We start from the raw sequence: 25,387 nt of genomic DNA on the forward strand, positions 1-25,387 counted from the left end.
TGCTGTTGGGGCGTCTTTTGCCTCGCGGTCCATCTGCTCCTCTCCTCGCCCCTTCCCCCCCCCCCCCCCCCCCCCCCCCCCCCCCCCCCCCCGAGCCAGCGGCTCCCGAACCGGATCATGGGGACTGCGGTGCGGCGCTCATGTCTTACGGCGGTGCTGGCGGTGCGGGTGCGCTGGGTACTGCGGGTGGTGCGGTGGTGCGGGCCGCCGTGGGGCTGCGGCTCAGTGCGCCACGGCGCGCGCCATCGAACCATGACGCGGTTGCATCGGAACACCGCGCGCGGTCTCCGGTGCGGACCTGACGCCGGCGGTGGCCGGACGGCCTGCCGGTGCCGGGCTGCGGCGTGGCTGTGCGGCCACACCGTTCTGAACGTCCATCACGGCGTGCGCCACGAGGCCGCCCATGGGGTCGTGCCTGATCAGGTCCCGCAGCCGGGAGCGGGACGAACGTCCCTCGTTCCCCGGATACAGGTGCTTGCCGAGACCGACCGCATGGGCCAGCGCGGCGAGCGCCGCGGTCCGCGGGTCCGGCGGGACGCCGGTGCGGATCGCGTTGTCCAGCCGGGTTCTGATCTCCCGGCTGATATCCGTGTCCGTCGCTTGATAGCGAGTCGTCGGAAGCACCCCGCACATCTGGCCTGCCACGGCATGGACCATGCCGCACCTCTCCAGATGCGAAAGGTAGGTCTGGCGAAGCCCCAGGCGGGGTCCGCCAATCCAGTTGACCGCGCGTACGGGTGCTCCGCGTCGGCGAAGCAGTTCCAACGCACAGTCCAGTGTTGGATCTCCGGTCGGCCGTGGCACCACCACGGCGATACGATCCCCGTCTGGGGCTATCCGTCCGGCCAGCGCCAGCTCCACTAGCTGTGCTCCGGCCAGACCGAGGTCGAGCGACTGCGGCTGCGCGGTGGTACCCGTGGCCGGGTCCAACGCCAACAGCAGAAGCTCCTCCGGAATTGTTCTGCGGCTCTTGCCCATCCATGCCTCCCCGCGTGGATGAATGACAGGGTGACCCCTCTCACATTGGTCTGTCGAGGGCGCGTGACCGGAATATGAGGGAACCGGCAGGTATGTCGTTCTCGTCTACCGCAAGGGTCAAGCCCTCACACAGGACACTGGTACATGGTTCGGACAGCGGTGTCCGGGCGGCGGTTCAAGGGTTTGACGGTTCGTTTCGGCGCGCGGAGGGCGTGCGCCGCATGGAGGAGGCATCGGTGGCGGGCGAGTCCCCCGACAGGTCGAAGCAGCACGAGTCGTCGGCGTCGTCGGCAGAAGCGACGCCGGTGACCCCGGCGTCGGTTCCGAGTCCGGCGCGGGCGGGCGCGCCGGCGTCGACCCAGAGCTCGGCTTCGGCCGACCCCCGTATGGCGATGGCCCGTGAGAGGGCCGCCACGGTACGGGTGGATCAGGCGACGGCGGTGTTCTCCACGAAGGCGCTGCCGGAGACCTCCCGCACGGCGGACGTCTCCCACACGGCGGAGGCATCCCACACGGCGGAGTCCGAGCGGACCTCGGAGTCCGCCGCCGACGCGGGCGCGGTCGGCGCGTCCGGCGGCAGGACCGCCGAGGGCGACACCCGGCTGCGCGCGGCGGTGGCCGCGTGGGTCGCCGGATCGGACGAGCCCGCTCCGGCGGACACGACCGACGCCGACGCCGACGCCGGATCCGCGGGCGGTGACGGACCCGAGGGCGGTGACGGCGCTACGGGCGACGCCGAGGGCACCGACGGGGCCGACGCGGCCACGGACGACGCAGAGTCGACCGGGGACGCCGACGGCGGCGACGGGACCGATGTGACCACGGGCGGCGCAGAGCCGGCCGGGGACACCAGCGACACCGACGGGGCCACGGACGACGCAGAGTCGACCGGGGACGCCGAGGACGGCGCGGGCGACGACGCTGAGGCGGCGTCTGGCGAGGAGCCGGGCGAGCCCTCGACGTCCGAGGGCGCCTCCGACGCCTCCGACGAGGCCCACGCCTCCGACGAGGCCGACGTGGCGCCCGGCGCGGCCGAGGAGGCCGCCGCCGACCTCGACCTCGACACCGACGAGGAGCCTGAGACCGACCAGGAGCCGGAAGCCGACCAGGAGCCGGAAGCCGACGAGGAGCCGCAAGCCGTCACCGGCGAGGCTCCCGTCGCGGACGAGCCCGAGCCCGGCCCGGCGTCAGCGCTGGACGCCGCTCTCGCGTCCCGAGCTGCCTCCCAGGCCGCTTCCCGGGCCGCCTCCAAGGCCACGCCCGCGGACGAGCCCAAGAACGGGCCCGCGGCCGAAGACGAGATCCAGGCCGACCCCGAGGACGAGCCCGAGCTCGCGCCGGACGACGCGCCGGACGACGAGCCGGAAGACCGGCCCGCAGCACCCTCCGCCCGAGCGGCCGTGCCCACGACCGAGTCCGTGCCCGAGTCCGCCACCGGCAAGCTCAAGGCCGCACCCCAGGGCCGACCCGACAGCGACTCGGATTCCGGCTCCGGCGACGAGACCTCGGACACAGAGGCCGACGAGACCTCGGACACAGGGACCGACAGGACCCCGGACGCGGACTCCGCCCCCGAGCCCCCCGTCGATCAGCCCACCGCCGTCTTCAAGGCTCCGCGGCCTCCGGCCGTGGACCAGCCCACCACCATGCTCAAGCTGGGCGGCGCCACCGGGCGCCCGGCCACCGGGAAGCCCGCGGCCGGGCAGGCGGACGCCTCCGCCAAGCCCACTGAGCGGCCCACTGAGCGGCCCACTGAGCGGCCCACTGAGCGGCCCACTGAGCGGCCCGCTGACGAGCGCGGCGCCAAGCCCACCGCCAAGCCCACTGAGCGGCCCGCTGCCGAGCGCGGCGCCAAGCCCGCTGCCAAGCCCGCCGAGCGGCCCGCTGACGAGCCGGACGCCAAGCCCGCCGGTGATCCGGAGCGCACCAGCAGATTCGTCGCCCTCAAGTCGCTCGACCAGTCCGCCGCCCCGGCGCAGCCGAAGCCCGCTTCCGCCCCGGGGACCACCGACAAGCCGGCGGCGGCCACCGCGGCGATCCAGCAGGTCGGCCCCGAGCGCACCACCCAGCTGCCGCTTCCGCCGAAGCCCCCGCTGGACCTGCTGGCCGAGCTGACCAACACGCCGCCGCCGCCGCAGACCCCGGTCCGGACGCTCGTGCGGCGGGTCAAGATCTGGACGCCGCTGGTCCTGCTGCTCGCGGTGATCTTTGCAGTCGCGCAGGCCTTCCGTCCGCTGCCGACGCCGGGTCTCACGCTCAGCGCCGACCAGACGTACACCTTCGGCGGTGGCACCCTCGACCTGCCCTGGCCCGGCCAGGGCCAGTCCGCGATCGAGGTGGACGGCGTGGGCAGCCTCGGGACCGACGGCAAGCAGACCCCGTCCCCCACGGCGAGCGTCGCCAAGATCATGACGGCGTACGTGATCCTTCAGGAGCACCCGCTGAAGGGGAACGAGGACGGCGAGAAGATCACCGTCGACCAGCAGGCCGAGGACGAGTCGAAGCTGCCGGACGAGTCGACGGCGGCGATGTCGAAGGGCCAGCAGTTCACCGAGCGCCAGATGCTCCAGATGCTGATGATCCCGTCCGGCAACAACGTGGCGCGGCTGCTGGCCCGCTGGGACTCCGGCAACGCGAGCTTCGTCGCCAAGATGAACGCCGCGGCCAAGGACCTCGGCATGACGAACTCGACGTACACGGACCCGAGCGGTCTGCAGAAGACGACGGTCAGCACGGCCACCGACCAGATCAAACTGGCCAAGAAGGTCATGAAGAACGACGTGTTCCGCAGCATCGTCGGGATGGCCAGCGCGAAGATCCCCGGGCTGGCCAACCCGATCTACAACAACAACGACCTGCTGGTGCAGCAGGTCGGCGTGATCGGCCTGAAGACCGGTTCGTCGACGCCCGCGGGCGGCAACCTGGTGTGGGCCGCGACCAAGAACGTGGACGGCAAGACGCAGACGATCTACGGCGCGGTGATGAACCAGAACGCCGGCACCGGCAAGGTCTGGGACAGCCTCCACCTGGCGCTCACCAACAGCCAGAAGCTGATCGACAAGGTCCAGAAGAGCCTGATCACCGCCACGGTGGTCAAGAAGGGCCAGGTCGTCGGTTATGTGGACGACCAGCTCGGCGGCCGGACCCCGGTCGTCGCCACCAAGAACATGACGGCGGTCGGCTGGCCCGGTCTGAAGACCGAGCTGAGGATCGGCGAAGGCGGGACGGCGGTGCCGCACACCGGCAAGGCGGGCACGGTCGTCGGCGAGCTGAAGGTCGGCGACGGTTCCAGCGACGCCGTGACGATCCCCGTCGCGCTTCGGTCCGACCTCGCCGAGCCCGGCCTCGGCGCGAAGCTGACCCGCGTCGGCTGAGCGGACACGCACACCGGTGACGTACGCGCGCACACATCGGTGACGTACTGCGGGGAGCGGCACCCGCATCGCGCACTCCGCCGGGCGGCGCCCCACACGGGAGCCGTCCGGCGGCGTGCGTGCTAGCGTCGCGCTAATCGGGGCTGCTCGCGAGCCGCGGGTCCCGGCCCAGAATGGAAAACGGGACACGGGGAGTACCTTGCAGTGGCGACAGCGGAGCCGACACACGCCGACGACGCCGATCCGGACCCGGGAACGGGCCCGCGAATACCGCTGCACGGCAGCACCCGCGAGGCGGTCCGTGACGTAGGCGCAGATGTAGACGTAGACGTGAGCGGAGATGCGGCCGGAGGCGGAGACGTAGCCGGAGCCGGTGGCGACGCCGAGGGTTCCGGTGGGGCCGGACCGCTCGCGGCGTGGGGCGGCGCCAAGGTGCTGGACCTCTTCCGCCGCTATCCCGTCCTTCTCTTCACCGCCCTCGCCGGCGTGCTCCACATTGTGTGGTTCTTCACATTCGCGAACAGTGGCGGCGACCTGGCGGCGCAGGACGCGTGGGCGGAGTTCGTCGGCCGGCACCCGGACTCGGCGTACAACCTCGCCTGGTACGGCGGAATGCACCCGGTCTCGTACAGTGTGGTGTCGCCGTATCTGATGTCGGTGCTCGGCGTCCGCACGACGATGATGATCGCCGGGACGCTCTCGGCCGGCCTGCTGGCGATGATCCTCGTCCGCAGCCGAGCCATCCGGAACCCGATGGCCGCCGCGCTCGCGGGTGTCTTCGCACTGCTCTGCAACGCCATCTCGGGCCGCGTGACGTACGGCCTCGGCACGATGTTCGCGCTCGGCGCCGTCGCCGTCGTCTTCTGCTGGCCGCACCGCTGGCGCTACAAACGCTGGGCGAAGGCGCTGTGCGCGGCGCCGCTCGCCGCGCTCGCGACGGCCGCCTCGCCGGTGGCCGGACTCTTCGTGGGCCTGCTGGCGGTGGCCCTGTTCCTCCAGAAGCGGCGCCCCGGCGCCTACGCGCTCGGTATCGCGCCGGCGGTCGTGGTCGCCCTGTCGGCCTTGCTGTTCCCCTTCTCGGGCACCCAGCCGATGACCTTCTTCTCGGTCATCCTGCCGTTCGCGTGCGCCGGCTCGGTCTACTTCCTGGTCCCCAAGGAGTGGACGACGGTACGGATCACGGCGGCGGTGTACGGCCTCGCGGTGCTCCTCGTCTGGCTGATCAGCTCCCAGATCGGCTCGAACATCACGCGCCTGGCGATGCTCTTCGCGGGCGTCGCGCTGATCGCCGCGCTGCCCTTCACCGTGCCGAAGTCGCGCAAGTGGTACGCCGTCGTCGTCGCCTTCGTCGGGTTCAACGGATGGATCGGCTTCAAGACGGTCGACGACATCGTGCACACCACCCCGGCGGCGTCCTGGGCGCGCGAGCTGGCCCCGCTCGTCAACCAGCTCCAGCAGGTGAACGCCGAGAAGGGCCGCGTCGAGGTGGTCCCCGCCCGCTCGCACCGCGAGGCGTCCGCCCTCGCCCCCTACGTGAACCTCGCCCGCGGCTGGAACCGTCAGGCCGACATGGAGCGCAACCCGCTCTTCTACGACGACACGCTCAACTCCGCGAACTACCACGAGTGGCTGCAACGCTGGGCCGTCCACTACGTCGTGCTGCCCAAGGGCGAACCGGACGGTGACGGCGGCCAGCGCGAACGCGAGCTCGTCCAGCGGGGCATGCCCTATCTCCGGCAGATCTGGGGCGACGCCAACTGGCAGCTCTTCACCGTCACCGACCCCACCCCGCTCGCCGAGCCGCACGCCGTCGTCGACCTGGCCGAGCAGGGCGAGCTGACCATCGAGGTGAAGGAGGCGGGCCGCATCCTCATCCGCATCCCGTACTCGCCGTGGCTGAGCATCGTCGACGCGGACGGCAAGAGCCTGAAGCCGCCGCAGGAGACGAAGGCGTCGAAGGGCCGCCCGGACGGCACCCCGAAGACGTACGACAACCCCAACGGCTGTCTGACGGCGACGCAGGAGACCGCGGCGGGCGACACGTGGACGGAGCTGCTGGCCCCGAAGCCGGGCATCTACCGGCTCGCGGCGCCGTACCAGCTCCCCCGGGGGACACCCTGCCCGGAGGAGCTCCGCTGAGCCCCGCCCGCCGGTGCCGTAGCGGGCACTAGAACCGCTCGAACGGCCCGCAGTACGACAGGCCGGCGTCCTCCGGGCGCTGGTCGCGGAAGAACCGGACGAGCAGGTCGCAGAAGTCCTCGGGCCGCTGGAGATGGGCCAGATGGCCGCACTCCGCGATCGTGGTGAAGCACGCGCCCGGCAGGTCCGCCGCCACGGAGCGGACCAGGTCGGGCGTGGCGAGCGTGTCGTGCTCGCCGGTGAACACGAGATACGGGACGGCGGGGACGGGCGCCCGCCGGTACCACTCGTGGGCCAGCAGCCGCCGGTTCCGCTCGACCGTCACCGCGACATCGCGCGGGGTCTGCGCCGCGAACTGCTGGTACATCAGCCGGGTCAGCGCCGCGTGCTTGCGTACGGTGCGGTCGCCGGGCGGCGGCACGAAGCACCGTACGAACTCCTCGGCCGTCTCCTCGACGCGTCCCTCCTCCAGGAGCCGCACCCATCCCACGAGCGCCTCGGCGAACCAGGCGGGAATGTGGTCCGACACCCCCTGCACGGCGACCCGGCGCAGCAGTTCAGGACACCGCTGGGCGAGCCGGAGCCCGACCGCCCCGCCGTAGCACCCCGCGTAGAGGTTCACCGGGCCGAGCGCCAGCTCGCGCAGCATGTGTCCCGCGCACTCGGCGAGGAAGTCGATCCCGTGCTCGGCGGGCAGGAAGTCCGCGTCCCCGAACCCGGGCAGATCCACCGTGACGACGGTCCCGAGCTCCCCGAGCCACCGCTCGTGCCGCATCCACGAGTACCGCGTCTGGTCCGACCCGCCGAGGACGAGCAGCGGCTCCGTGACGGGGGCGCCGTGCCGGGCGATGCGGGCGGTGTACGCGTAGCCCTCCCACCAGAGCCGGTGCTCCGCCACTTCCGTGGATGCCCCGCCTCCCGACGCCGGGGCGGGAACGTTGACCGAGGAAGCGACAGAAGGCACAGCGAACTCCCGAGAGCGGACGAGACCACCGAATCTCCCACTCGTACACGGCCACCGGGTGTGACGCCCGCAATGTCACACGAAGGTGGGCGCTGCGGCACACCAAGGTGGGTGCGGCACGGCAGCCGCGCCACGCCGTCGCCTCCCGTCACTTCACTTCACGTGATGTCGCTTCGCTTCACTTCACGGGGAACGCCACGTCGCACACCACGTCCTCGGGCCCCGCCGCGTCCCAGTCGGCGAAGTAGATCTCCCGGCACGGGCCGTCGACGGACAGTCCCCGCTCGGCGACCCAGCTCTCGACGGCCTCGAAGGCGGCGAGGATCTGCGGGTGGGCGACCTGGGCCTTGGTGATGCGGACATAGGCGAGGCGCCGGGCCGGCTCGACCCGGACCTCGGCGCCGGTGGCCCGGCCCTGCCGCTGGGCCCAGGCCCGTGCCGCGGCCTCGTCGGCGACCGGCACGCACGCCTCCGCCGGCCCGTCGCTCTCCACGCCGACCTCGGCGTAGTACACGACGAAGGGCGGCCCCGTGACGCTGCCGGCCTCCCGGGCGCCCTCCTCCAGCCGCCCCAGCGAGCCGGGGATCCACACCGGCAGCTCGGGCGCCAGGACGTGCCGCTTCTCGGTCAGCACGACCTGTTCGGGCACCTCGGCGGTCTCGACGACGAACTTCTCGTACATCTCGGAACTCCTCCCGGAAAGACGTCCACGGAGGTAGTCGGCGAGCGCCCGCTGCGAGGCGAACCGCACCTCGGCACCGTCCCAGTACGCGGCCAGCAGCGCGGCCGCGCCGGCACCGCGCGCCTCCACCACGTCCGCGATCCGCGCCAGCGGCATGTCCAGCTGGCGCAGCAGCGCGACGAGCCGGGCCCGTTCGGTCTGCTCGGCGCGGTAGTAGCGGTAACCGCTGGCCTCGTCGACGTACGCCGGGGTCAGCAGCCCCAGCCGGTCGTACAGCCGCAGGGCCTTCGCCGACAGCCGCGCCCGCGAGGCGAACGCGCCGATGGTGAGCAGGTCCTTGTCCACCCTGTCATCCTCCGTCACCGGGCGCCTTCCGCCCGGTGACAGGGACGCTCCCCCTTACCCCAGGGGCAAGGTCAACCGCAGGGGTTCAACCCCTGGGGCAAGGCCGACGGCAGGGCTCAGCCGATCGCCTTCTCGACGGCGGAGACGACCTCGGCCGACTCGGGCTCGGTCTGCGGGGAGAAACGGCCGACGACCGTGCCGTCCCGGCCGATCAGGAACTTCTCGAAGTTCCAGCGGATGTCGCCGGAGTGCCCCTCGGCATCGGCGGTGCCCACCAGACGCTCGTACAGCCCGTGCCGCGCGTCGCCGTTCACCTCGACCTTCTCGGTCATCGGGAAGGTCACGCCGTAGGTCGCGGAGCAGAACTCGGCGATCTCCTCGGAGCTGCCGGGCTCCTGGCCGAGGAACTGGTTGCAGGGCACGCCGAGGACGGTGAAGCCCTGGTCGGCGTAGCGCGCGTGCAGCTGCTCAAGACCGGCGTACTGCGGGGTCAGGCCGCACTTGGAGGCCACGTTCACGATGAGGACGGCCTTGCCCGCGTACTGGGACAGATCGGCGGAGCCCCCCTGGAGGGCCCCGATCTCGACGTCGAGCACAGAGTTGTCAGTAGTCATAAACGGATGCTAACTCCGGTAGGTGACGGGTCCGCCGGTCCCGCCGTTCCGTCCGTCCCGCTGCGCTGTGACAAGCACCTCACCGGCGGCCGTCCGCGAGTACAGCACCGACCGTCCCGCCCGCCGCCGCTCCACGAGCCGCGCGTCCAGCAGCACCCGCAGATGCCGTCCGACCGACCCCAGCCCCTGCCCGGTCACGGCGACGAGCTGACTGGTGGACAGGGGCGAGTCGAGGAGGACGAGGACACTGGCGCGGGCGGTCCCGAGGAGTGCCCCGAGACTCTCCGGCACGACCGCGGCCCGCACGTCGGCCAGCGCTCCCGCGCACGGGTAGACCACGGCGTAGCGGCGGGACTCCTCCCAGCAGACCCAGCCGGCCTTCGGCGTGACGGGCACGAAGACGAGCTGGGCGCCGGAGATCTCGCGCGGCGGGTACTCGTGGAGGTTGACCTGGAGCCGGTTGTCCCCGAGCCAGCGGGTCCCCGGCCGCAGCCCGTCCAGCGCCGCCGCCCAGCCGCCCTGGCCCAGCTGAGCGGTCCGCGCCACCACATCGGCCTCCAGGACGCGCCGCCGCCGTTCCCAGTCAGGACGTACGGACTCCTCCCAGACGGCGGTGAGCAGCGCGGCGGCCCGCTCGGGCAGATCGTCGCGGCCCGTGAGACCGGTGGGCAGCGGGCCGCCCACCGAGCGGGCGAGATGGGCCCGGGCGTCCCGGGGTGAGGCCTCCCGCACCCGGGCGACCTCGGCCTCGAAGGTCTCGTCGCCGTACGGGGTCGGGGTCAGGAAGTCGGCGATCCACGCCCGTCCGAGCCCGCAGCGCACGAGCAGCGCGGTGACGGGGTCGGCGGCCAGCCGTTTCCGGTACGCGGGCAGATGGACGCCCAGCCAGGCGCGCTCACCGGGGTGTGTGGCGGTCCCCGCGTGCAGCATCTTCAGACAGGCGAACGTCTCGGCGAGCGGCGACAGCACGAAACGGCTCCCGGCGAGCGTGTCGGCGTTCACCTGCCACCAGCCCATCCCCGCACCCCTTTCCGTCAGGCTCACCGGACGTTTCGCTCCTGCGCGAAACAATATCGACCGCCCGTACGTCCCTCCAGACTCCGCGCATGCGCAGCTACTCCGAGCTCTTCCGCACGCGGGAGTTCACCCCGCTGTTCCTGTCCTCCTGCTTCAGGACCGCCGCCTCGACGGTGAGCGGTCTGGCCCTCGGCACCCTGGTGTACCGGGCGACCGGCTCGCCGCTGCTCACCGCGCTGAGCATGTTCGGCCCGTCGCTCGCCCAGATGGTCGGCGCGACCACCCTGCTCTCGGCCGCCGACCGGCTGCCGCCGCGCGCGACGGTGGCGGGCATCGCGCTGGCCTTCGGGCTCGGCACGGCGGCCATGGCGGTCCCCGGTCTCCCGGTCTGGACGATCTTCGCCCTTCTCCTGCTCCTCGGCCTGGTCCAGTCCTTCGGCGGCGGGGTCCTGTGGGGCCTGCTGAACGAGATCCTCGCCAAGGAGGGCTATCTGCTGGGGCGTTCGGTGTTCAACATGATGAGCGGGATCGCCCAGATCACCGGATACGCGACCGGTGGCGTCCTCGTGGCCCTGGTGTCCCCGCGCGTCACGCTCCTCCTGGCGGCCGGGCTGTACCTGGCGGCGGCCCTGACCGCCCGGCTCGGCCTGACACCCCGCGCCCCGCGCGCCCCGGGCCGCCCGTCCATCGCCCGGACCTGGAGCACGAACGCCCGCCTCTTCTCCTCACCGGAACGCCGCACCCTCTATCTCCTGCTCTGGGTGCCGAACGGCCTGGTCGTCGGCTGCGAGTCGCTGTACGTGTCGTACGCGCCGAGCCGGGCCGGCGCGCTGTTCGCCTTCGCGGCACTCGGCATGTTCGCCGGGGACGTGACGACCGGCCGCCTGCTGCCGCCCCGGGTGCGCGCCCGCCTGGGCATCCCGTTCCTGCTGCTCCTCGCGACGCCTTACCTGTTCTTCGCCCTCCGTCCGAGCGTGACCGTGGCGGCCGTCCTCGTCGCCGTCGCCTCGATCGGCTTCGGTTCGAGCCTGATCCAGCAGGAACGTCTGGTGGCCCTGATCCCCGACGAGCTCAGTGGCCACGCGCTCGGGCTCCATACGGCGGGCATGCTCACGATGCAGGGCGCGAGCGCGGCACTGGCGGGCGGGATCGCCCAACTCGCCTCGCCCGGAACGGCGATGACGGTGATGGCCGCGGCCTCGATCACCGTGACACTGTCCCTGGCCCCGGCACTGCTCCGCCGCCGTACGGCGCCCCCGGCTCACGAACACCCAAACCTCTCCGCCCCGAGGGAACGGCAGTCTGAGGTGAACTCCCCCTGAAACAGCAAAGGTTGCAGGAGGGCGGCCACAACTCCCGTACCGGATAAGGCCGTGACGCTCTCTACGACCCGGCCGCCGAGGGCCGCCTGTCCGGGAGCCGGGTCTCGGCGGGGCCGAGGGGTGACGGGAGCCGTCAGCGATACAGCCTCTTACGCACCCGTGGAAGCCCCGCCACGCCACCCACGACAGCCATGTACGCCGTGAGCGGCCCGTCGTTCAGCAGGAGCCCCGGCGAGGCGATGACGGCCACGACGAGCAGCCATCCGCAGCCGGCCACCACAAGATCCGCCGCGTCAGCACGCCGCCGCCCGTCTTCCATCACACCCCGACTCCCTGGTCCCTGCCGATGACTGGAGAAGACGTCACCGACAGTGCCCCGGCCGTCGGTCCGGTGGCCGAGGAATTGAGTGAGCGTACGAGGACCACCGCGGGCGCCGGTATGCCTCCGCACGCTCTGGCCGGCACGACTCGGCGGGTGGAACGATCTCGATGCTCGGCACCGGCAGGGGAACGCCTTTGGCCGTCGTGGAGATGTGCGCGGCAGCGAGTGGATGTTTGCTGGTCCGAGAACTGCGTAGGCCACTACGAGCAGTAGGGAGCTGGACATGGCTATGGTGATGTCGATGCACTGGGCGGGAGTCACGCCGGAGCAGTACGACACGGTGCGGGACGCGGTCGACTGGGAAAAGGTCCCGGCGGCGGGTGGTCAGATGCACGTGGCCTGGTTCGACGCCCAGGGACTGCACGTCACCGACGTCTGGGAATCCGAGGAGGCGTTCGAGGCCTTCTTCGCCGAACGGCTCGCCCCCGCGATCCAGAAGGCCGGCATGACCGGCGCGCCCGACACCAGCTTCAGTCCGCTGCACCGGCGCTTCATCGCCCCCGACATCAGCGGCGCCGCGTAGGGAGCGGAGCGAGCGCTTCGCGGTGAGTCGATCGAGGGCGCCGGAGCGGTCACAGCGGGACCGGCTCCTCCGATCCCGCGCCGGCCGGAATGAGCGCGATGCCAGAGCGTCGGACACATTCCGTCAGGACGCGGATTCCGGTCGGCCGGAGGACTGAAACCTGCGGTCGACCATGTGCCGAACGTCCCGCGCCTCGTTTTGGCGCAACTCTGGATCTATGTGCCACGGTTCGACCATGAGCAACGACTACGACCGCATCCGCACAGGCATCGAGTTCATGACCGCCTACGTCTCCGGAAACGACATGATGTCGGCCTACGTCGTCGAGCGGCGACGGGAGGACCCCAAGGCGGACGAGACACTGATGGACGGCTCGGCGGCGTTGTGCGCGCTGCTGTTGCGGAAGATGGCGAAGGACACCGGCCAGACGGAGCACGCGATTCTGCAAGAACTGGCCCGCGGTATCTACCGGCACGAGCAGAAGTCCGAGGACTGACCGGGCGGGCGCTCGGCACGCGGTTCACCGGCGCCCCCCTGGCGGGCGCTCCTCCGGCCAGGCCCGATCGGCCGTGAAGCCCCGTCCTGGACCAGGAGACCTGGAGACAGTGCTCGGTGCTACGGCACTTCGGGAACCGCCTGCGGCGAGAGCGGGAGACGGGCGACGACGCGGGCGCCGTACGGGTGGGGCTCGGCGGTGAGGGTGCCCTGGTGGTGGCCCGCGATGTCACGGGCGATGGCCAGGCCGAGGCCGGCTCCGCCGAGGTCGCGGCTGCGGGCATCGTCCAGGCGCGTGAACCGCTCGAAGATCCGGTCGCGGTCGGCCTCCGGAATGCCGGGCCCGTCGTCGCTCACCTCCAGCACGGCCGTGTGCGTGGCCTGATCGGCGCGCACGGTCAGCTCGACGCGCCGGTCGGCATGGCGTTGCGCGTTGTCGAGCAGGTTGGTGAGGAGTCGGGTGAGCCGGCTGCTGTTGCCCTCGACGGTGACGCCGGGTCGCAGCCCTGCGTCGATCCGGATCCGGTCGCCGTGGCGTGCGGCGAGGGCCGTACGGCAGAGGTCGGCCAGGTCCAGCGGACCGCTCTCGACGGGCTCGGCCGCGTCCAGCCGGGCCAGGAACAGCAGGTCGGCCGCCAGGTCCTGGAGCCGTACGGTGTCCTCCAGGACCTCGCTGACCAGATCCGGCCACAGCGCCGGGTCCGGGTGGGCGAGGGCGACCTCCAGCTGGGTGCGCAGGACGGTGATGGGGCTGCGCAGTTCGTGCGAGGCGTCGGCGATGAACCGGCGCTGGCGGACGACCGCGTCCTCCAGGCGGTCGAGGGTGACGTTCATGGTGCGGGCGAGGCGGGCGACCTCGTCCTGGGAGTCCGGGACCGGCACCCGGCGGTGCAGCGCGTGCCCGGTGATCTCGGCGACCTCGGCCCGGATGGCCTCCACCGGACGCAGCGCCCGGCCGGTCACCCACCAGGTGACCAGGGCGACCGTGGCCAGCAGCAGCGGGGCGCCGATACCCAGCGCGACGGAGGTGATCTCGTCCGCCTGGTCCGCGTCCCGCAGCGAGGTGCCCGCGTACACGGTGACCGTGCCGCTGGGGGTGATGGCGGTGACGGCGACGATCCGCTGGCGGTGTTCGTCGTGGAACGGCTCGCCGGACCAGGTGGCGCGCGACATGCCCTCGTCCGGGCGGAGATGGCCGACGGGCGGGCGGCCGGTGAGGTTCTGGCTGGCGGCCACCACGCGGCCGTCGGCGCCCACGACCTGGATGAAGTCGGCGCCGTGGGCGAGGGGCAGCGGGTCCGGGAGGCTGCCCTGCGCGGCCAGTCGCCCCACGGTGTCCGCCTGCTGGGCGGCTGCGTCCTTGGCGCTGCGCTGGAGGTTGGCGTGCACGATGCCCAGGAGCGCGAAGGAGGCCGCGGTCAGCGCGAGAGCGACGACCGCGGTCGCCCCGAGCGTCGCCCGGGCCCGCACCGATCCCGGCCACAGGCGTCGCGCAAGCCGCACCGCGGCGGGGCGCGGGCGCCGGGTCGAGGCCAGGAGGATCCTGTCGCGACGCGGGAAGGACCACCTAGCCACCGTTGGCCGCCAGCCGGTATCCGGCGCCTCGGACGGTCTCCAGGGCGGATCGGCCGAACGAGGCGTCGATCTTGCGGCGTACGGCGCTGACGTGGACCTCGACGAGATTGAGGTCCGCCTCGAAGGCGGAGTCCCAGACGTGCTGGAGGATCTCGCGCTTGGTCACCACCTCGCCCGCGCGCCGGGCGAGGTACTCCAGAATGGCGAACTCCCTTGTGGTGAGCCGTACTTCGCTGCCCTCGCGGCTGCACGTGCGGCGGGCCGGGTCGATCACCAGGTCGCCGAGTTCCAGGGTCGGAGGGAGCCGGCGGCCGGTGCGGCGGTGGAGCGCGCGGAGCCGGGCGACCAGTACGACGTAGGAGAACGGCTTGGACAGGAAGTCGTCGGCACCGGTGTCCAGCGCCTCGGCCTCGTCGTACTCGCCGTCCTTGGCGGTGAGCATCAGGATCGGCGTCTCGCTCCCGGCCGCGCGCAGCTTGGCGCAGACCCGGTAGCCGTTGAGGCCGGGCAGCATGATGTCGAGCACGATCACGTCGTAGCTCTGCTCCAGGGCGAGCCACAGCCCGTGGTTCCCGTCGTGGGCGACATCGACGGTGAATCCCTCGGCCGTGAGGCCTCGCTGCAGGGCGGCGGCCAACCGCCTCTCGTCCTCGACCACCAGTACGCGCACGGAGTACAGCCTCGCATGCCGCCGGAGCGGTGCCTGAAGACGCCTTCAGGTGCCTTCAGCCTGGCTTCAGCAACGGTGTTCCAAGCTGACCGCAGAAGCCGGCACCGGGCCGGTTGACGCGATCAGGAGCCCGAGCATGTCCCAGCCCGTCCCACCGGAGCAGTCCGAGTCCACGCCGACCGAGCCGTCCCGGAAGCGCCTCCCGCGCCTGCCGCGACTGGGGCGGAGCCGCTGGCTGGCAGTCGGCGTCGGGGTCGTCCTGCTGGGCGGAGCCGTGGTCGGCGCCGCCGCGGTCGCCCACCATGACCGCGGCGAAAGGGGCGACCGCATGCGCATAGAGGCAGTGCCCGGCTGGAAGGGCGGCGAGGGCGGCGAACGCCGCATGCGCGGCGAGGACCGAGGCGAGGGCGGCTTCAAGAACGAGGATTCCAGGACGCGCCGGACCCCCGAGACCGGCCAGAACGGTCAAAGCGGTCTCGCGCCCGCGCCGGTGCCGACCGTGTCGGCCGCCAAGGCGATCGAAGCGGCCGGCAAGGCGGTCCCCGGCGGCAAGCCGGACGCGCTGCGCGTGGTGGTGCAGCAGGGCGGCGGAAGCGGCTGGGAGGTCGAGGTACTGGGCGCCGACGGCGTCCGGCACCTGGTGACCCTCGACGGTGCGACCGGCACGGTGACCGGCAACACGGTCGCGTCCGCCGCCGAGACCGCCGGACGCTGAACAGCGCGACTCCTCTGACACCTCCGGCGAGCCCGGCGACGACTCCCCCCGGACGCGGTGACGCGCGAGCGGCAAGGAGCCGGAACGGCAGAAGGACCGGCCCGAGAGGAACCCCTCCCGATCCGGCCCTTCTGCCTGCGCCCGACAGGATTCGAACCGGCGGCACCCGCTTCAGGGGTTCGATCGATGGGGCGCTATCCCATGCTGCGGAAGAGGGTGCGGTGCCGGAGCGGACCGCTGGGGACCGTGGTCGTGCGTCGCCGTTGATGTCAGGCGTTGATGTCTGGAGCCTCGGCTTGGAAGCTGCCGGCCCTGCGACCAGGTGAGAGGCCGACCTGCCGGGCGAACGTTGGGGCCATGGCCGTCTCGGGCCGGCCTGAGGTGTACGTACAACCATTCCTCCAGGTGGAGGGTCTTGCGCACGCCCGGACTCCACGAGCGGAGCTCCGGCCCACCGTTCCTGTCGTTCCTGGAGAACCATGCACATCCGTAAGGCCGCGGCTGCCACCGTCGGCAGCCTGGCGCTGCTCTCCCTCCTCGCGCCCACCGCGCAGGCGGACACCCACAAGGGCGACATCGCCTTCACGTCGGTGACCTTCAGCAAGACCACCGTCAACGTCGGCATCAGTGAGATCCAGAAGCTGACCGCCTCGGCCACGGTGAAGGACAACTCCGGTATCAAGACCGTGGTCGGTCTCAAACTGGTGAGCCCCGACAGCCGCATCCAGTTCGGGAAGTCGTCGAAGTGCACGCGCCCCACGTCGACGACCATGAAGTGCACCTGGTCGTACGACCTGGACCCCGACAGCGCCGACGACTACTTCGACCTCCGCAACAGCTCGGCCGGCACCTGGCACCTCGACCTGGAGGCCGCCGCCAACGACGGCGACTTCTACACGCTCGACAGCAGCGTCACGATGAAGATCAAGCGCTTTGCCAAGCTGGCGACGACCCAGGCGACACCCGAACCGGTCGCCAAGGGCGGAAAGCTCACGGTGACCGGAGCCCTGACGCGAGCCGACTGGAACACCAACTCCTACGTCGGCTTCGCCGCCCAGAAGGTCGCCCTCCAGTTCAAGAAGTCCGGTACCTCGACGTACACCACCGTCAAGACGGTGACGACCGACAGCGCGGGCAAGCTGAAGACGACGACCACGGCGAACGCATCCGGCACCTGGCGCTGGCACTTCGCGGGAACGGGGACGACCAGCTCGGCGACGGCGGCGGGCGACGGTGTCGCGTTGAAGTAGGCCTCAAAGGGTTCGGCCCTCGAAGCGAAGGCGCGCCCGTTCGAAAAACAAGAAGAACGACACGGCCGCGATCCTTCTCGATGGCGACAGCATCCACGTCGCTCGGCTCCACGTCGCCCGGCTCGGCACGCCCACCCTGCTCACGGCGGCCGGAGTCGCGCCCCGCGTCGTGATGGAGATCCTCGGTCACTCTCGGATCAGCATCACGATGGACGTCTACACGCACGTCGTGCAGGACACCCAGCGCGAGGCCATGAGCCACATGGACCGGCTGCTCAGGAAGCGCCCCGGTCGTCAGTGACCGTCCTCGTTGATGTCAAAACTGGATGTCAAAGGCCCCGGACCATGATCGGTCCGGGGCCTTTTGCCTGGTGCCCCCGGCAGGATTCGAACCCGCGACACCCGCTTTACGAGATTTCCCTGGGTGGTGCCGTGACCTGCGGAAACGTGAGACTCGGTGCGTCCGGCCCGGCGAAAAACCCCTCCGTGAACAGGCTGTCGTCCGGGTAGTGGTGGCGGATTTCATGAGCGGCGCACACGACGAGCGCGGTCTTCCCGAGCCCCTGCCGTGCCGTCCACCGCTACGACGGACACGGACCCGCCGTAGCGGAACGCCGTGGGCTGCCGCATGGCGGAGCGCCAGGGGGACCGCCTGGCCGGCCAGGGGATCGGCAGGGGGCCGCGGAAGACGTGTGGGACAGCCGAGTACGCCATCCAGTAAATGGTTGATCAAGGACCGCTGAGGCCGTCCGAGGCGGTGTTACGCTCCGCGTGCTCTGCGCTTCTGTGCCGCAGCAGCGGGGGACGGACTGCCGGGTGCGCTGGAAAGACGGGCAACCGCCCTGCGTACGACCGGATCCACGCGCGTTGACCCCGCCGCGAGTGTAGGCACTCGACACCGACCGGCCCGGCCCGAAATGAAGACACCTGTGAATCGAATCGTGCACCAACGCGGCTGGCTCGCGCTTCTGCTGGCCGGCGCGGTGGTGGTAGCGCTACCGGCGGCAGCAGACGCCGACGAGACCCCGATCGACCCGGCACTGCCGACGCCCACAGTGCCCGCCGGTCCGAACTGCGGCAGCGACAGCAGCCCGGCCTGGGCCACCGTCTCCAGTCCGCCTCCCGCGGGCATGACCGTCTCCATCGGCGTACCGCGGCCGACGGTGAACGGGGTGACGTATCAGGGAGTCGTCCACGCGTGGGACGTGGACGGTTCACAGGCGGCGGACGGGTCCGTCTCCGGGCTGCCGGTGCTCTCCCAAAGCGTGTACGTCCCGCTGCCCTTGTCGGACGGGCACACCTACGGCTGGCAGGCGTCGACTTACAACGGGACGGCGTACTCGAATCCGTCGACGCCCTGCTACTTCAGGGTGGACGGAAGCACGCCCCTCGCCCCGGTCGTCACCAACCCGGACTTCCCTCCGGTGGGCAGCCCGGGAACGCCCACGAAGGCCGCCGGGCAGCTCACCACGTTCAGCTTCGGCTCCAGCGACTCCCTGCCCAGCGGGTGCGCCGAGGCGGGAGCTTCGGACTGCCAGGCCAGCGGCCTGGACCACTTCGAGTACGCCCTCGACCAGGAGCCCGGCATCGGCGCCGCTCATGCTCCCGCCGACGCGGAGGGGAAGGGGAGTCTGACGACCGCCCTGCCCTGGGGTGTCCACACCCTGAGCGTCGTCGGCGTCGACGCGGCCGGGAACCGGTCGCGGCCGACCGGGTACGAGGTCTCGGTTCCGTGGCAACTCCCACCCCCGAGTGTGCCCACCCTCGCCCTCACCGCCCCGGCGACATCCGGCCGGGCGGCCCAACTGGCCATCTCCGGCCAGCTGTCGGCGGCTCCGTACCCATCTGGTGAGGCCGTCCACGTCGTCAAGAACGACCTGGCCCATCCCGCGGGCGTGACACTGCCCGATGTGCCGTTGTCCGCCGACGGCACCTTCCGCATCGCCGATGTCCCGCAGGCCGGGGGAGCCAACACATACACCGTGACCTACCCGGGTGACTCCGCCCACCAGGCCGTCAACGCGTCCGCGACCGTCCAGGTCTCCCGCAGCGCCACCGCGGTGTCCATCACCACCAACGCTCCGTCGTACGCGTACGGCGCGACCGCAAAGGTCACCGCCCACCTCGGTACGACCTACAACGGCCGCACTCTCGCGGTCTACGCCCAGCCTTACGGCGGCAAGAAGGCGCTGGTCACGACCGGCACGGTGGACAGCCACGGCAACCTGGCCGCGACGTACAAGCTCACCCGCAAGACCACCTTCACCGCAGCTTTCGCCGGTGACTACCGCTACGCCCCTGCCACGGCTTCCAGTACCGCGTCGGCCTACGCCAAGGTGTCCGAGTCGCTGAGCGGCTACTACGGGAGCACCCACTACGGCAGCCTCCTGTACCGGGTCTACCACCACACCGCCAAGGCCAAGCTGAACGCCACGGTCACGCCCGACAAGGCCGGCCAGTGCGTGCGATTCCAGACCCAGCGGTACTACGGCGGCGCCTGGCACACGCAGAGCACCTCCTCCTGCCACACACTCAGCACCACGAGCACCGGCTATGCGACGCTGAGCCTGACCAAGGCGGTCAACAGCAAGTTCCGTATGCGGGCCGATTACGTCCACAGCGGCAAGGACACAGGCAACCTCAGCACTTGGGGCGCATGGCAGTACTTCACCGTCAGGCAGTGACGCACAAGGCGCCGGGTCCCCGCTGAGGGGTTCTCGGCGCCTGGGACCGGAAGTTGACCGACCGCGCCTCGCGCGCAACACACGTGCCACCTGAAGCGGTTCGCTGCGTCTGACCGTAACCGGTCACGTGCTTGCCCGGGTGGCAGCCGGGCGGCTTGACGAGCAACTCGCGGGACGACTGGGTCAAGCCGGCCCGGAAGCCCGTGGGCGTCACAGGCGAGCTGAACCTCCACGACCCTCCGAGACGCAGGCAACAGGTCGGGAGCCGATGACACGCCCGGGACACAGCAGCTCGCGGGCACGCTGATCTATCAGCACATGATCCACGCGGCATTGGTAGCACGCGTGGACACAGAGCAAAGGGCCAGCCCGGGATGGGAACCCATCCTGAGCCGGCCCTTCACCATGTGCCCCCGGCAGGATTCGAACCTGCGACACCCGTTTTAGGAGTTCGATCTACGCCTGCTCCCGGTGCAGTCGTCGGCAGGTCCGGCGGTCGGACAGAGTCGTTGGCGTATGGCCCCGTCCGGCGTCGTTGATGTCAGGCGTGGATGTCAGAGCCTCGGACTCATCGCTCTGACGAGACTGGACCGCGATGGCCGCACCGGCCCTTACGAGGCGCTGAAGAACACCGCACCGGACGAGATGGCTGCCGGGGTCGCGGTGTTCGTCGCTACGGACTGAGCGCCGCCCAGCAGTGATGCTGGGCGGCGCTCTGGTATGCCCGTATCAGATGGTGTCTATTTGCCAGGCGATCATGCCGGTCGATCCCTTGGCCCCGTTGACATCGATGTGTATCCCCTTGTGCACCGTGATCCGTTGCTGGACCACTGACTGATCACACGGCACCGTGGACGCTGTGCCGGCGCTCGCCGGTACGAATGTCAACTGGGCGCTGCCGCTGCCGGAGCACACCAGGTTGAGCCGGTAGGTCTTGCCCTTGCTCAGGTTGGGCTCGGTGTGAATCCCATCGCCCACTCGCTCGACGCCGGCCTCGACCATTGTCCCGCTGTGGACGGAGGCCAGGGCCGCCTGGACCTGCTCGGTGAGCTTCTTCTCGGACGGCCCGGTCGCCGTCCGGGACGCGCTCGGCGCGGACGGCGACGGTGGAGCGCTGTGGGCCTCCCCCTCACCACTGCCGGAGGTGCACGAGGCGAGCAGGAATGCCGAGGCCGCAACGGCGCACGCGGCAAGGTAGGTCCGGGAGTTCGAGTAGGTCATGACGAAGTCTCCCAGTACTTCCACCCGGTCTCCGACGTCGGCAGAGTCGCGGTCCCATGACCGAGTTCCTTGACTCCGCAGGATCCAACCCGTTGGAACTTCTTCCAGGTGACCTTGTAGCCCCATGAGCCGTACTGCAAGTGTCCGTACTTGTTGCGGCCGATGCTGTGGGAGTAGTTGTGTCCGGTGGTGATGGTTGTGCTTCCGCCGACGTGCACGCTCACCGACGTCTTGGCCTTGGCGATGATGGCGTTTGTTTGGAATTCGATCGTGCCGGTTACGTCCACACTGATCGTGCCGGCCTTGGTGACCGATACGTTCATCGTGCCGCCGGGGCCATCCTTGTACTTGGTCCCGTTCCACCATGACGGGATGAAGTAGTTCTTCTTCGACGTGATGCTGTACCAGGAGTATTGGCCGCCAGGGCCGTCGCAGTAGTAGGGCGTCTTCTCCAGTACCGGCTGCTCGGGCTCGTCTTCCCACCCCTGACGGTCGTTGATGTCCGTCGTCTGATCGGCGGATATCGCCGTGTCGTCGGACGGTTCTTCCTCAGCGGTAGCAGCGCCCGCGGTCGCAAAACAGAGAAGCAACGCAGTGGCAGCACCGGTCACAGCGCGCCTTGAACCGATGCCCATGTGACACCTTTCCGGTGGACCGCCCCCGTGGCGATCGAGCACTTGGACACTATGTGAAGATCATGCACGCGACGATCACATGATCGGTTTCCTGAGGGGAACTTGAGGAACCAATAGGCTCCCGACGGCGCATTCCGTCTTGAAGTAAATCCTTAAGTTCAGACTGGTGAAGACTCAACGACTTTGCTGGGTCGGAATTTCGCGATGAAGGATCCGGCCCTCTCGATGCGAACTGTGGTCGCTAAGGTCGCCCGGGCACGTCAGACGGTCACTCAGGGCCGGTGTTGGTCAAGGCTGGTCGTGATGGTCGCTGTACTTCGCGGCTGTACAGCCGCCAGCCTTGCTGGCGACCACCACGGCGTTAGGAGTTCGATCGACGCCCGCTCCTGGTGCCGTCGTCGGCAGGTCCGGCGGTCGTGCGGGAGCGCTGATGTATGCCGCCGTCAGGACTCGTTGATGTCAGCCGTGGATGTCAGAAGTCGTCCTGCTGATGTGAGTCAGCGGCCGATCGGGATCTCGTAGACGATCTCGCAGTGAGCGGCGGGCACGACGATGTCCGCGGTTTCCACGGGTCGCCCTTGGTCGCTGTAGTACGTCCGCCGGATGTGCGTTACGAGGGCGGCTTTCTGGATGCCGAGCAGCGATGCCTCCTCTGCGGTCGCCTGCCGCGGCTCCGGCTGTTCCACGGCATGGCTGACGGTGACGCCGATCGCGGCCATGCGGTTCACGACGCCCGCCCCGGCGTGTGGCCCTCCCTCGGGGAGGACGACGAGAGTGCCGGCGGTGAGGTCGTACGGCTCCCAGCTCGTCGACAGTTGTACGGGTCTGCCGTCCGCCAGGAACTCGTACACCGTCCGGACACACAGCTCGCCCTCGACGACGCCGAGCCGGGTCGCGATCTCCGCTGGAGCCGGCACCTTGGCGTCGGTCCGGCTCTCCCAGTCGCCCTGTCTGCCCAGTGCCTTCATGTCCGTGCGGAACGGGGACCCTTGGGGCTGCTCGCGCGCCGATGAACGCACCACCCGCACCCGCTTCCGGGGCTCGGCGACGTACGTGCCCGATCCGGCACGTCCCTCCAACACTCCTTGGGAAATCAGTAGCTCCTGCGCCCGGCGGACCACGTTCTCGCCCACGCCGCATTCCTGGCCGATCTGGGTGCGGGATGGGAGGCGGTCCCCCGGCTCCCATACGTGCTCCGCGATCCGCCGCCGGAGTTCGTCGGCGATGCGGAGATAGGGCGGCTGCTCAGGCATATGGAAAATCTAGTCCACTAGCTCTAATCTAGTTAACTAGCTTCGCGCAAAGTGATTGCCGGTGACGGAGGCTGCCCTGTGCCCGCTTCGGGAGTTAGCGCGGCGGCCCTCGCCGCCCGGCTGTCCGCCATCGGGCTCCCCGTGCGCCTGGAGGAGCACGCCTTACACACGTCAGTCGAAGCGGAGGTGCCGGAATCGCTCTCCGTCGAGTCCTGGCGGGGGGTCCTGGAAGTGGTGGCCGAGGCAGATCGGTTCGGGCTTCTGGCCACCAGCCTGAACGGCCGCACCCTCTGGGCGGTCGTACGCAAAACGGTCCCCACGACGGGCGATGTCGGGGGACCGGGCCATCAGCGATAGGAGCTGAACAGCGTGCTCAACCGTATCCGCCGCGCCGTCTCCCTCACCAGGGCGCGTCACTCCGCCAAGGGAAGGCACCGCCACCCCTTAACGCCCGTCCACCCGCCGGCCTCCTCCGCATTCCCCATGTCCGCTGACGCGTTGACGGTCATCCTGGGCCGTGCCTCCACCGACGCGGACCACCGTCACTCGCTCGCGGGTGAGGACATCGCCCTCGTCCGCCCGTACGTGCTGGCCTGGGAGAAGCGTGTGCGCCCGCGCTCGGTGATCGTCGTTCCCCATCTGCCGATCAGTGCGTGGTCGGCCCTCGCGGGGGTCCACTGATGCCCTCGATGTCCTCAATGCCGTCTCGCCGGCATCTCCGCAGCGCGGACGCCTCGGCCGTTCCCTACCGCTCGACCGCCTGCCGCATCGGCACGCACCCCGCCTGCGCGGAGTCCTCCCCGGCTTCGGCCCCGGTCGACCTTCCTGTGATCTACGAAGCGTGCGACTGCCCGTGCCACCCGGCAGCCGACCGAATCCCTACCGCGGAGGTGGAGCGATGAACGCATGGGCCCCCGGCGGCGCGCTGGCCGCCAGCATCGAGGTCACCGCGGCCACCGTGCAGCGCGGCGACGTCATCCAAGTCGGCGGCCGAGCCTGCCGGGTGAGAGACCTTTTCCAGCTTTCCCAAGGGGCCAAGCAACTGGTCTTCGAGTCGGGCGAGCTGCTGACCATCCACGCGCGTACCCGGCTCGTCGCCGTGCGGTCGATGAGAAGGCGGTGACCGTGTCCGTGCCCTCTCGTCACCACAACATCGCGGACGACCTCCGCCGCCAGATCGCGACCGGCCGCATCCAGCCCGGTGAACGCCTGCGGTCCGAAGCCGACTTGGCCGACCGGTACAAGGTCAGCACGGTGACGCTACGGAGAGCTCTCTCCGTGCTTCAGGTGGAGGGCCTCGTCGAGAAGATTCACGGCAAGGGCAACTTCGTCCGCCTACCCCTCCGCAAGATCATGTACGTCGGCGGCTGGGGAACCCTGGACCCGTGGACCGCGGCCGAAGCGGCTCTGCGTGTCACCGTTCGCACCACCACGGTTCAAGCGCACGGACAGCTCGCGACCTTGCTCGACGTCCCCGCGGGCAGCCCTCTCGCCGAGTTCTCGTGCCTCAGCCTCGAAGGAGCGTCACCGCACGGACTGGCCCGCATCTACATCCCGCGCGACTTGGCGCAGGCCGGAGTGCTCGGCGAAGAATCCGCGTACGGGGAAGCGGCCACGAGATTCGCCGTGCTCGGTCCTGCGCCGGCCGCTGTCCGGGAGACGGTGTGCGCCCGCCCGCCGACACCCGACGAAGCATCAACCCTTCGGATCGGCTCCACCGTGCCCATCCTCGCCATCACGCGCACCGCGACCGACTTCGCCGGGCGCGTTGCCGAAGCCGCGCTGCTGGCCTTCCCGGGCGACCGCATCGACGCGGTCTTCACCACCCACCACGTGATCGACGAGAGGCAGACGCAAGGATGACGACACAAGACGAACTGCGACTCCTCCCGTGGTCGGGCCCCGGGGGCAACCCCTGCTACCTGAGCACCGACGACCGGGACGGCTTCATGTCCCGCCTGGCGGACAACATCGAGGCGGTTCAACTCGGCACGGCCGCCGAGCTGTTGGAGCGAGCCTCCGAAACGCTCGACGACCAGGGCGCGGACCCAGAGGAGAAGCAACGGCTGGCGAAGGAACTGACCGGGGCCCTGCGAGACGTCCTCCGCGTCGCGATCAGCCGCGGTCACCTGCTGGCGGTGAACGAACCACACGGCACCTGAAGAAGCGTCTGCACAACGGCGCCTGCCGATGACGGCCCTCCCTTCTACACGGGGAGGGGAGCCCGAACATCAATCGGGCTCCCCTCCCCGTCGCGCTGTGCCGACCCGCTCCAGAGCGCATCGCACACCGAAGCGCAGGCGAACCGTTTCCGCGACCGCCTGAACCTCAGCCGACGAAAGTCAGCCACGATGGCGGGTGCGCCGACCGACCAGGCGCGCGTGTGCCGCGCTGCACCCCCGCTGTCCTCAGCCAGGTTGCCGGTGTCGTCGACCAGAGCAATCCGCGACGGCCGACCTATGACAACGGTGCCGGAACCCCATATCGGCAACCTGCGCTGACGATGACTGCTGTCGCCCCTTGGCGCGGTGTCACTGTTCGTCTACTTA

Annotated in this window: 24 protein-coding genes and 1 pseudogene; 14 read left to right on the plus strand and 11 right to left on the minus strand. The window is 70.3% G+C overall.

What is annotated here, in order from left to right; genetic code table 11:
* Nucleotides 1-222 precede the first annotated feature (222 nt).
* Complete coding sequence (locus tag ACZ6KY_RS20100; protein WP_266759779.1) at nucleotides 223-978, minus strand: GOLPH3/VPS74 family protein; 756 nt, start codon at nucleotides 976-978, stop codon at nucleotides 223-225.
* A gap of 392 nt (nucleotides 979-1,370) precedes the next feature.
* Here ACZ6KY_RS20100 and ACZ6KY_RS20105 point away from each other — a divergent pair, with 392 nt between their 5' ends.
* Together ACZ6KY_RS20105 and ACZ6KY_RS20110 are read left to right on the plus strand one after the other, a co-directional pair.
* Complete coding sequence (locus tag ACZ6KY_RS20105; RefSeq protein ID WP_469311621.1) at nucleotides 1,371-4,352, plus strand: D-alanyl-D-alanine carboxypeptidase; 2,982 nt, start codon at nucleotides 1,371-1,373, stop codon at nucleotides 4,350-4,352.
* 204 nt (nucleotides 4,353-4,556) lie between these two features.
* Nucleotides 4,557-6,491, plus strand: a complete 1,935-nt coding sequence (locus ACZ6KY_RS20110) for an MFS transporter (RefSeq protein WP_469311622.1) — start codon at nucleotides 4,557-4,559, stop codon at nucleotides 6,489-6,491.
* A 28-nt stretch (nucleotides 6,492-6,519) separates the two neighbouring features.
* Here the strand turns inward: ACZ6KY_RS20110 and ACZ6KY_RS20115 are convergent, their stop codons facing one another.
* The 4 genes from ACZ6KY_RS20115 to ACZ6KY_RS20130 form a co-directional block, all read right to left on the minus strand.
* Nucleotides 6,520-7,455 carry an alpha/beta fold hydrolase gene (locus tag ACZ6KY_RS20115; RefSeq protein WP_469311623.1) on the minus strand — a complete coding sequence of 312 codons (936 nt, stop codon included), beginning with the start codon at nucleotides 7,453-7,455 and terminating at the stop codon, nucleotides 6,520-6,522.
* A gap of 178 nt (nucleotides 7,456-7,633) precedes the next feature.
* Nucleotides 7,634-8,500, minus strand: coding sequence for a MerR family transcriptional regulator (locus ACZ6KY_RS20120; protein WP_469311624.1), 867 nt, complete (start codon nucleotides 8,498-8,500; stop codon nucleotides 7,634-7,636).
* A 98-nt stretch (nucleotides 8,501-8,598) separates the two neighbouring features.
* Nucleotides 8,599-9,096, minus strand: a complete 498-nt coding sequence (locus tag ACZ6KY_RS20125) for a glutathione peroxidase (protein WP_469311625.1) — start codon at nucleotides 9,094-9,096, stop codon at nucleotides 8,599-8,601.
* A 9-nt stretch (nucleotides 9,097-9,105) separates the two neighbouring features.
* Nucleotides 9,106-10,113, minus strand: coding sequence for an ArsR/SmtB family transcription factor (locus tag ACZ6KY_RS20130; protein ID WP_469311683.1), 1,008 nt, complete (start codon nucleotides 10,111-10,113; stop codon nucleotides 9,106-9,108).
* Between the two features lie 89 nt (nucleotides 10,114-10,202).
* On the opposite strand from ACZ6KY_RS20130, the gene ACZ6KY_RS20135 reads away from it, so the two are divergent.
* Nucleotides 10,203-11,435, plus strand: coding sequence for an MFS transporter (locus ACZ6KY_RS20135; RefSeq protein WP_469311626.1), 1,233 nt, complete (start codon nucleotides 10,203-10,205; stop codon nucleotides 11,433-11,435).
* Nucleotides 11,436-11,568: 133 nt separating this feature from the next.
* Here ACZ6KY_RS20135 and ACZ6KY_RS20140 read toward each other — a convergent pair whose 3' ends face one another.
* Nucleotides 11,569-11,754: a hypothetical protein gene (locus ACZ6KY_RS20140; protein WP_469311627.1), complete on the minus strand. Its 186-nt coding sequence runs from the start codon at nucleotides 11,752-11,754 to the stop codon at nucleotides 11,569-11,571.
* A 286-nt stretch (nucleotides 11,755-12,040) separates the two neighbouring features.
* On the opposite strand from ACZ6KY_RS20140, the gene ACZ6KY_RS20145 reads away from it, so the two are divergent.
* Together ACZ6KY_RS20145 and ACZ6KY_RS20150 are read left to right on the plus strand one after the other, a co-directional pair.
* A complete protein-coding gene (locus ACZ6KY_RS20145) occupies nucleotides 12,041-12,340 on the plus strand; it encodes a hypothetical protein (protein WP_469311628.1) in 300 nt (99 codons plus the stop codon).
* Between the two features lie 235 nt (nucleotides 12,341-12,575).
* On the plus strand, nucleotides 12,576-12,836 hold the full coding sequence (locus ACZ6KY_RS20150; protein ID WP_469311629.1) for a hypothetical protein: 261 nt from the start codon (nucleotides 12,576-12,578) through the stop codon (nucleotides 12,834-12,836).
* A gap of 119 nt (nucleotides 12,837-12,955) precedes the next feature.
* On the opposite strand, the gene ACZ6KY_RS20155 is transcribed toward ACZ6KY_RS20150, so the two are convergent.
* Nucleotides 12,956-14,305 (minus strand): sensor histidine kinase, encoded by a 1,350-nt coding sequence (locus ACZ6KY_RS20155; RefSeq protein WP_469311630.1) that lies wholly within the window; start codon nucleotides 14,303-14,305, stop codon nucleotides 12,956-12,958.
* 97 nt (nucleotides 14,306-14,402) lie between these two features.
* A complete protein-coding gene (locus tag ACZ6KY_RS20160) occupies nucleotides 14,403-15,080 on the minus strand; it encodes a response regulator transcription factor (RefSeq protein ID WP_469311631.1) in 678 nt (225 codons plus the stop codon).
* Nucleotides 15,081-15,216: 136 nt separating this feature from the next.
* Here ACZ6KY_RS20160 and ACZ6KY_RS20165 point away from each other — a divergent pair, with 136 nt between their 5' ends.
* The 4 genes and pseudogenes from ACZ6KY_RS20165 (at nucleotide 15,217) to ACZ6KY_RS20180 (ending at nucleotide 19,729) form a co-directional block, all read left to right on the plus strand.
* Nucleotides 15,217-15,795, plus strand: coding sequence for a PepSY domain-containing protein (locus ACZ6KY_RS20165; RefSeq protein WP_469311632.1), 579 nt, complete (start codon nucleotides 15,217-15,219; stop codon nucleotides 15,793-15,795).
* 479 nt (nucleotides 15,796-16,274) lie between these two features.
* Nucleotides 16,275-17,045 carry a calcium-binding protein gene (locus tag ACZ6KY_RS20170; RefSeq protein ID WP_469311633.1) on the plus strand — a complete coding sequence of 257 codons (771 nt, stop codon included), beginning with the start codon at nucleotides 16,275-16,277 and terminating at the stop codon, nucleotides 17,043-17,045.
* Nucleotides 17,046-17,136: 91 nt separating this feature from the next.
* Nucleotides 17,137-17,346, plus strand: a pseudogene (locus tag ACZ6KY_RS20175) (site-specific integrase); the annotation flags it as partial.
* A gap of 628 nt (nucleotides 17,347-17,974) precedes the next feature.
* Nucleotides 17,975-19,729, plus strand: coding sequence for a hypothetical protein (locus ACZ6KY_RS20180; RefSeq protein WP_469311634.1), 1,755 nt, complete (start codon nucleotides 17,975-17,977; stop codon nucleotides 19,727-19,729).
* Nucleotides 19,730-20,458: 729 nt separating this feature from the next.
* Here ACZ6KY_RS20180 and ACZ6KY_RS20185 read toward each other — a convergent pair.
* From ACZ6KY_RS20185 to ACZ6KY_RS20195, 3 genes are all read right to left on the minus strand, one after another.
* The gene (locus ACZ6KY_RS20185; protein WP_469311635.1) at nucleotides 20,459-20,950 is read right to left on the minus strand and encodes a hypothetical protein; all 492 of its coding nucleotides are present in this window, start codon (nucleotides 20,948-20,950) and stop codon (nucleotides 20,459-20,461) included.
* Nucleotides 20,947-21,585, minus strand: coding sequence for a hypothetical protein (locus ACZ6KY_RS20190; protein WP_469311636.1), 639 nt, complete (start codon nucleotides 21,583-21,585; stop codon nucleotides 20,947-20,949). Before ACZ6KY_RS20190 ends, ACZ6KY_RS20185 begins: the two co-directional genes overlap by 4 nt.
* A 497-nt stretch (nucleotides 21,586-22,082) precedes the next feature.
* Entirely contained in the window at nucleotides 22,083-22,838 is a 756-nt protein-coding gene (locus ACZ6KY_RS20195) for a GntR family transcriptional regulator (RefSeq protein WP_469311637.1), read from the minus strand.
* A gap of 78 nt (nucleotides 22,839-22,916) precedes the next feature.
* On the opposite strand from ACZ6KY_RS20195, the gene ACZ6KY_RS20200 reads away from it, so the two are divergent.
* The 5 genes from ACZ6KY_RS20200 (at nucleotide 22,917) to ACZ6KY_RS20220 (ending at nucleotide 25,000) form a co-directional block, all read left to right on the plus strand.
* Nucleotides 22,917-23,195, plus strand: coding sequence for a hypothetical protein (locus ACZ6KY_RS20200; protein WP_469311638.1), 279 nt, complete (start codon nucleotides 22,917-22,919; stop codon nucleotides 23,193-23,195).
* A 126-nt stretch (nucleotides 23,196-23,321) separates the two neighbouring features.
* Nucleotides 23,322-23,519, plus strand: a complete 198-nt coding sequence (locus ACZ6KY_RS20205; protein ID WP_469311639.1) for a hypothetical protein — start codon at nucleotides 23,322-23,324, stop codon at nucleotides 23,517-23,519.
* Nucleotides 23,520-23,736: 217 nt separating this feature from the next.
* Nucleotides 23,737-23,961 (plus strand): hypothetical protein, encoded by a 225-nt coding sequence (locus ACZ6KY_RS20210; RefSeq protein WP_469311640.1) that lies wholly within the window; start codon nucleotides 23,737-23,739, stop codon nucleotides 23,959-23,961.
* Entirely contained in the window at nucleotides 23,958-24,701 is a 744-nt protein-coding gene (locus ACZ6KY_RS20215) for a GntR family transcriptional regulator (RefSeq protein WP_469311641.1), read from the plus strand. The genes ACZ6KY_RS20210 and ACZ6KY_RS20215 overlap by 4 nt, the downstream gene beginning before the upstream one ends.
* Complete coding sequence (locus tag ACZ6KY_RS20220) at nucleotides 24,698-25,000, plus strand: hypothetical protein (RefSeq protein WP_469311642.1); 303 nt, start codon at nucleotides 24,698-24,700, stop codon at nucleotides 24,998-25,000. Before ACZ6KY_RS20215 ends, ACZ6KY_RS20220 begins: the two co-directional genes overlap by 4 nt.
* Nucleotides 25,001-25,387: the final 387 nt, after the last annotated feature.

It is taken from the genome of Streptomyces sp. NPDC042002 (assembly GCF_055588305.1).

Excerpts from the sequence above, each read along its gene's own strand:
- ACZ6KY_RS20145 (WP_469311628.1), top strand. The coding sequence starts at position 12,041 with ATGGCTATGGTGATGTCGATGCACTGGGCGGGAGTCACGCCGGAGCAG.
- ACZ6KY_RS20195 (WP_469311637.1), bottom strand. The coding sequence starts at position 22,838 with ATGCCTGAGCAGCCGCCCTATCTCCGCATCGCCGACGAACTCCGGCGG.
- ACZ6KY_RS20125 (WP_469311625.1), bottom strand. The coding sequence starts at position 9,096 with ATGACTACTGACAACTCTGTGCTCGACGTCGAGATCGGGGCCCTCCAG.
- ACZ6KY_RS20135 (WP_469311626.1), top strand. The coding sequence starts at position 10,203 with ATGCGCAGCTACTCCGAGCTCTTCCGCACGCGGGAGTTCACCCCGCTG.
- ACZ6KY_RS20165 (WP_469311632.1), top strand. The coding sequence starts at position 15,217 with ATGTCCCAGCCCGTCCCACCGGAGCAGTCCGAGTCCACGCCGACCGAG.
- ACZ6KY_RS20190 (WP_469311636.1), bottom strand. The coding sequence starts at position 21,585 with ATGGGCATCGGTTCAAGGCGCGCTGTGACCGGTGCTGCCACTGCGTTG.
- ACZ6KY_RS20185 (WP_469311635.1), bottom strand. The coding sequence starts at position 20,950 with ATGACCTACTCGAACTCCCGGACCTACCTTGCCGCGTGCGCCGTTGCG.
- ACZ6KY_RS20170 (WP_469311633.1), top strand. The coding sequence starts at position 16,275 with ATGCACATCCGTAAGGCCGCGGCTGCCACCGTCGGCAGCCTGGCGCTG.
- ACZ6KY_RS20205 (WP_469311639.1), top strand. The coding sequence starts at position 23,322 with ATGTCCGCTGACGCGTTGACGGTCATCCTGGGCCGTGCCTCCACCGAC.
- ACZ6KY_RS20210 (WP_469311640.1), top strand. The coding sequence starts at position 23,737 with ATGAACGCATGGGCCCCCGGCGGCGCGCTGGCCGCCAGCATCGAGGTC.
- ACZ6KY_RS20150 (WP_469311629.1), top strand. The coding sequence starts at position 12,576 with ATGAGCAACGACTACGACCGCATCCGCACAGGCATCGAGTTCATGACC.
- ACZ6KY_RS20130 (WP_469311683.1), bottom strand. The coding sequence starts at position 10,113 with ATGGGCTGGTGGCAGGTGAACGCCGACACGCTCGCCGGGAGCCGTTTC.
- ACZ6KY_RS20105 (WP_469311621.1), top strand. The coding sequence starts at position 1,371 with ATGGCCCGTGAGAGGGCCGCCACGGTACGGGTGGATCAGGCGACGGCG.
- ACZ6KY_RS20100 (WP_266759779.1), bottom strand. The coding sequence starts at position 978 with ATGGGCAAGAGCCGCAGAACAATTCCGGAGGAGCTTCTGCTGTTGGCG.
- ACZ6KY_RS20140 (WP_469311627.1), bottom strand. The coding sequence starts at position 11,754 with ATGGAAGACGGGCGGCGGCGTGCTGACGCGGCGGATCTTGTGGTGGCC.
- ACZ6KY_RS20220 (WP_469311642.1), top strand. The coding sequence starts at position 24,698 with ATGACGACACAAGACGAACTGCGACTCCTCCCGTGGTCGGGCCCCGGG.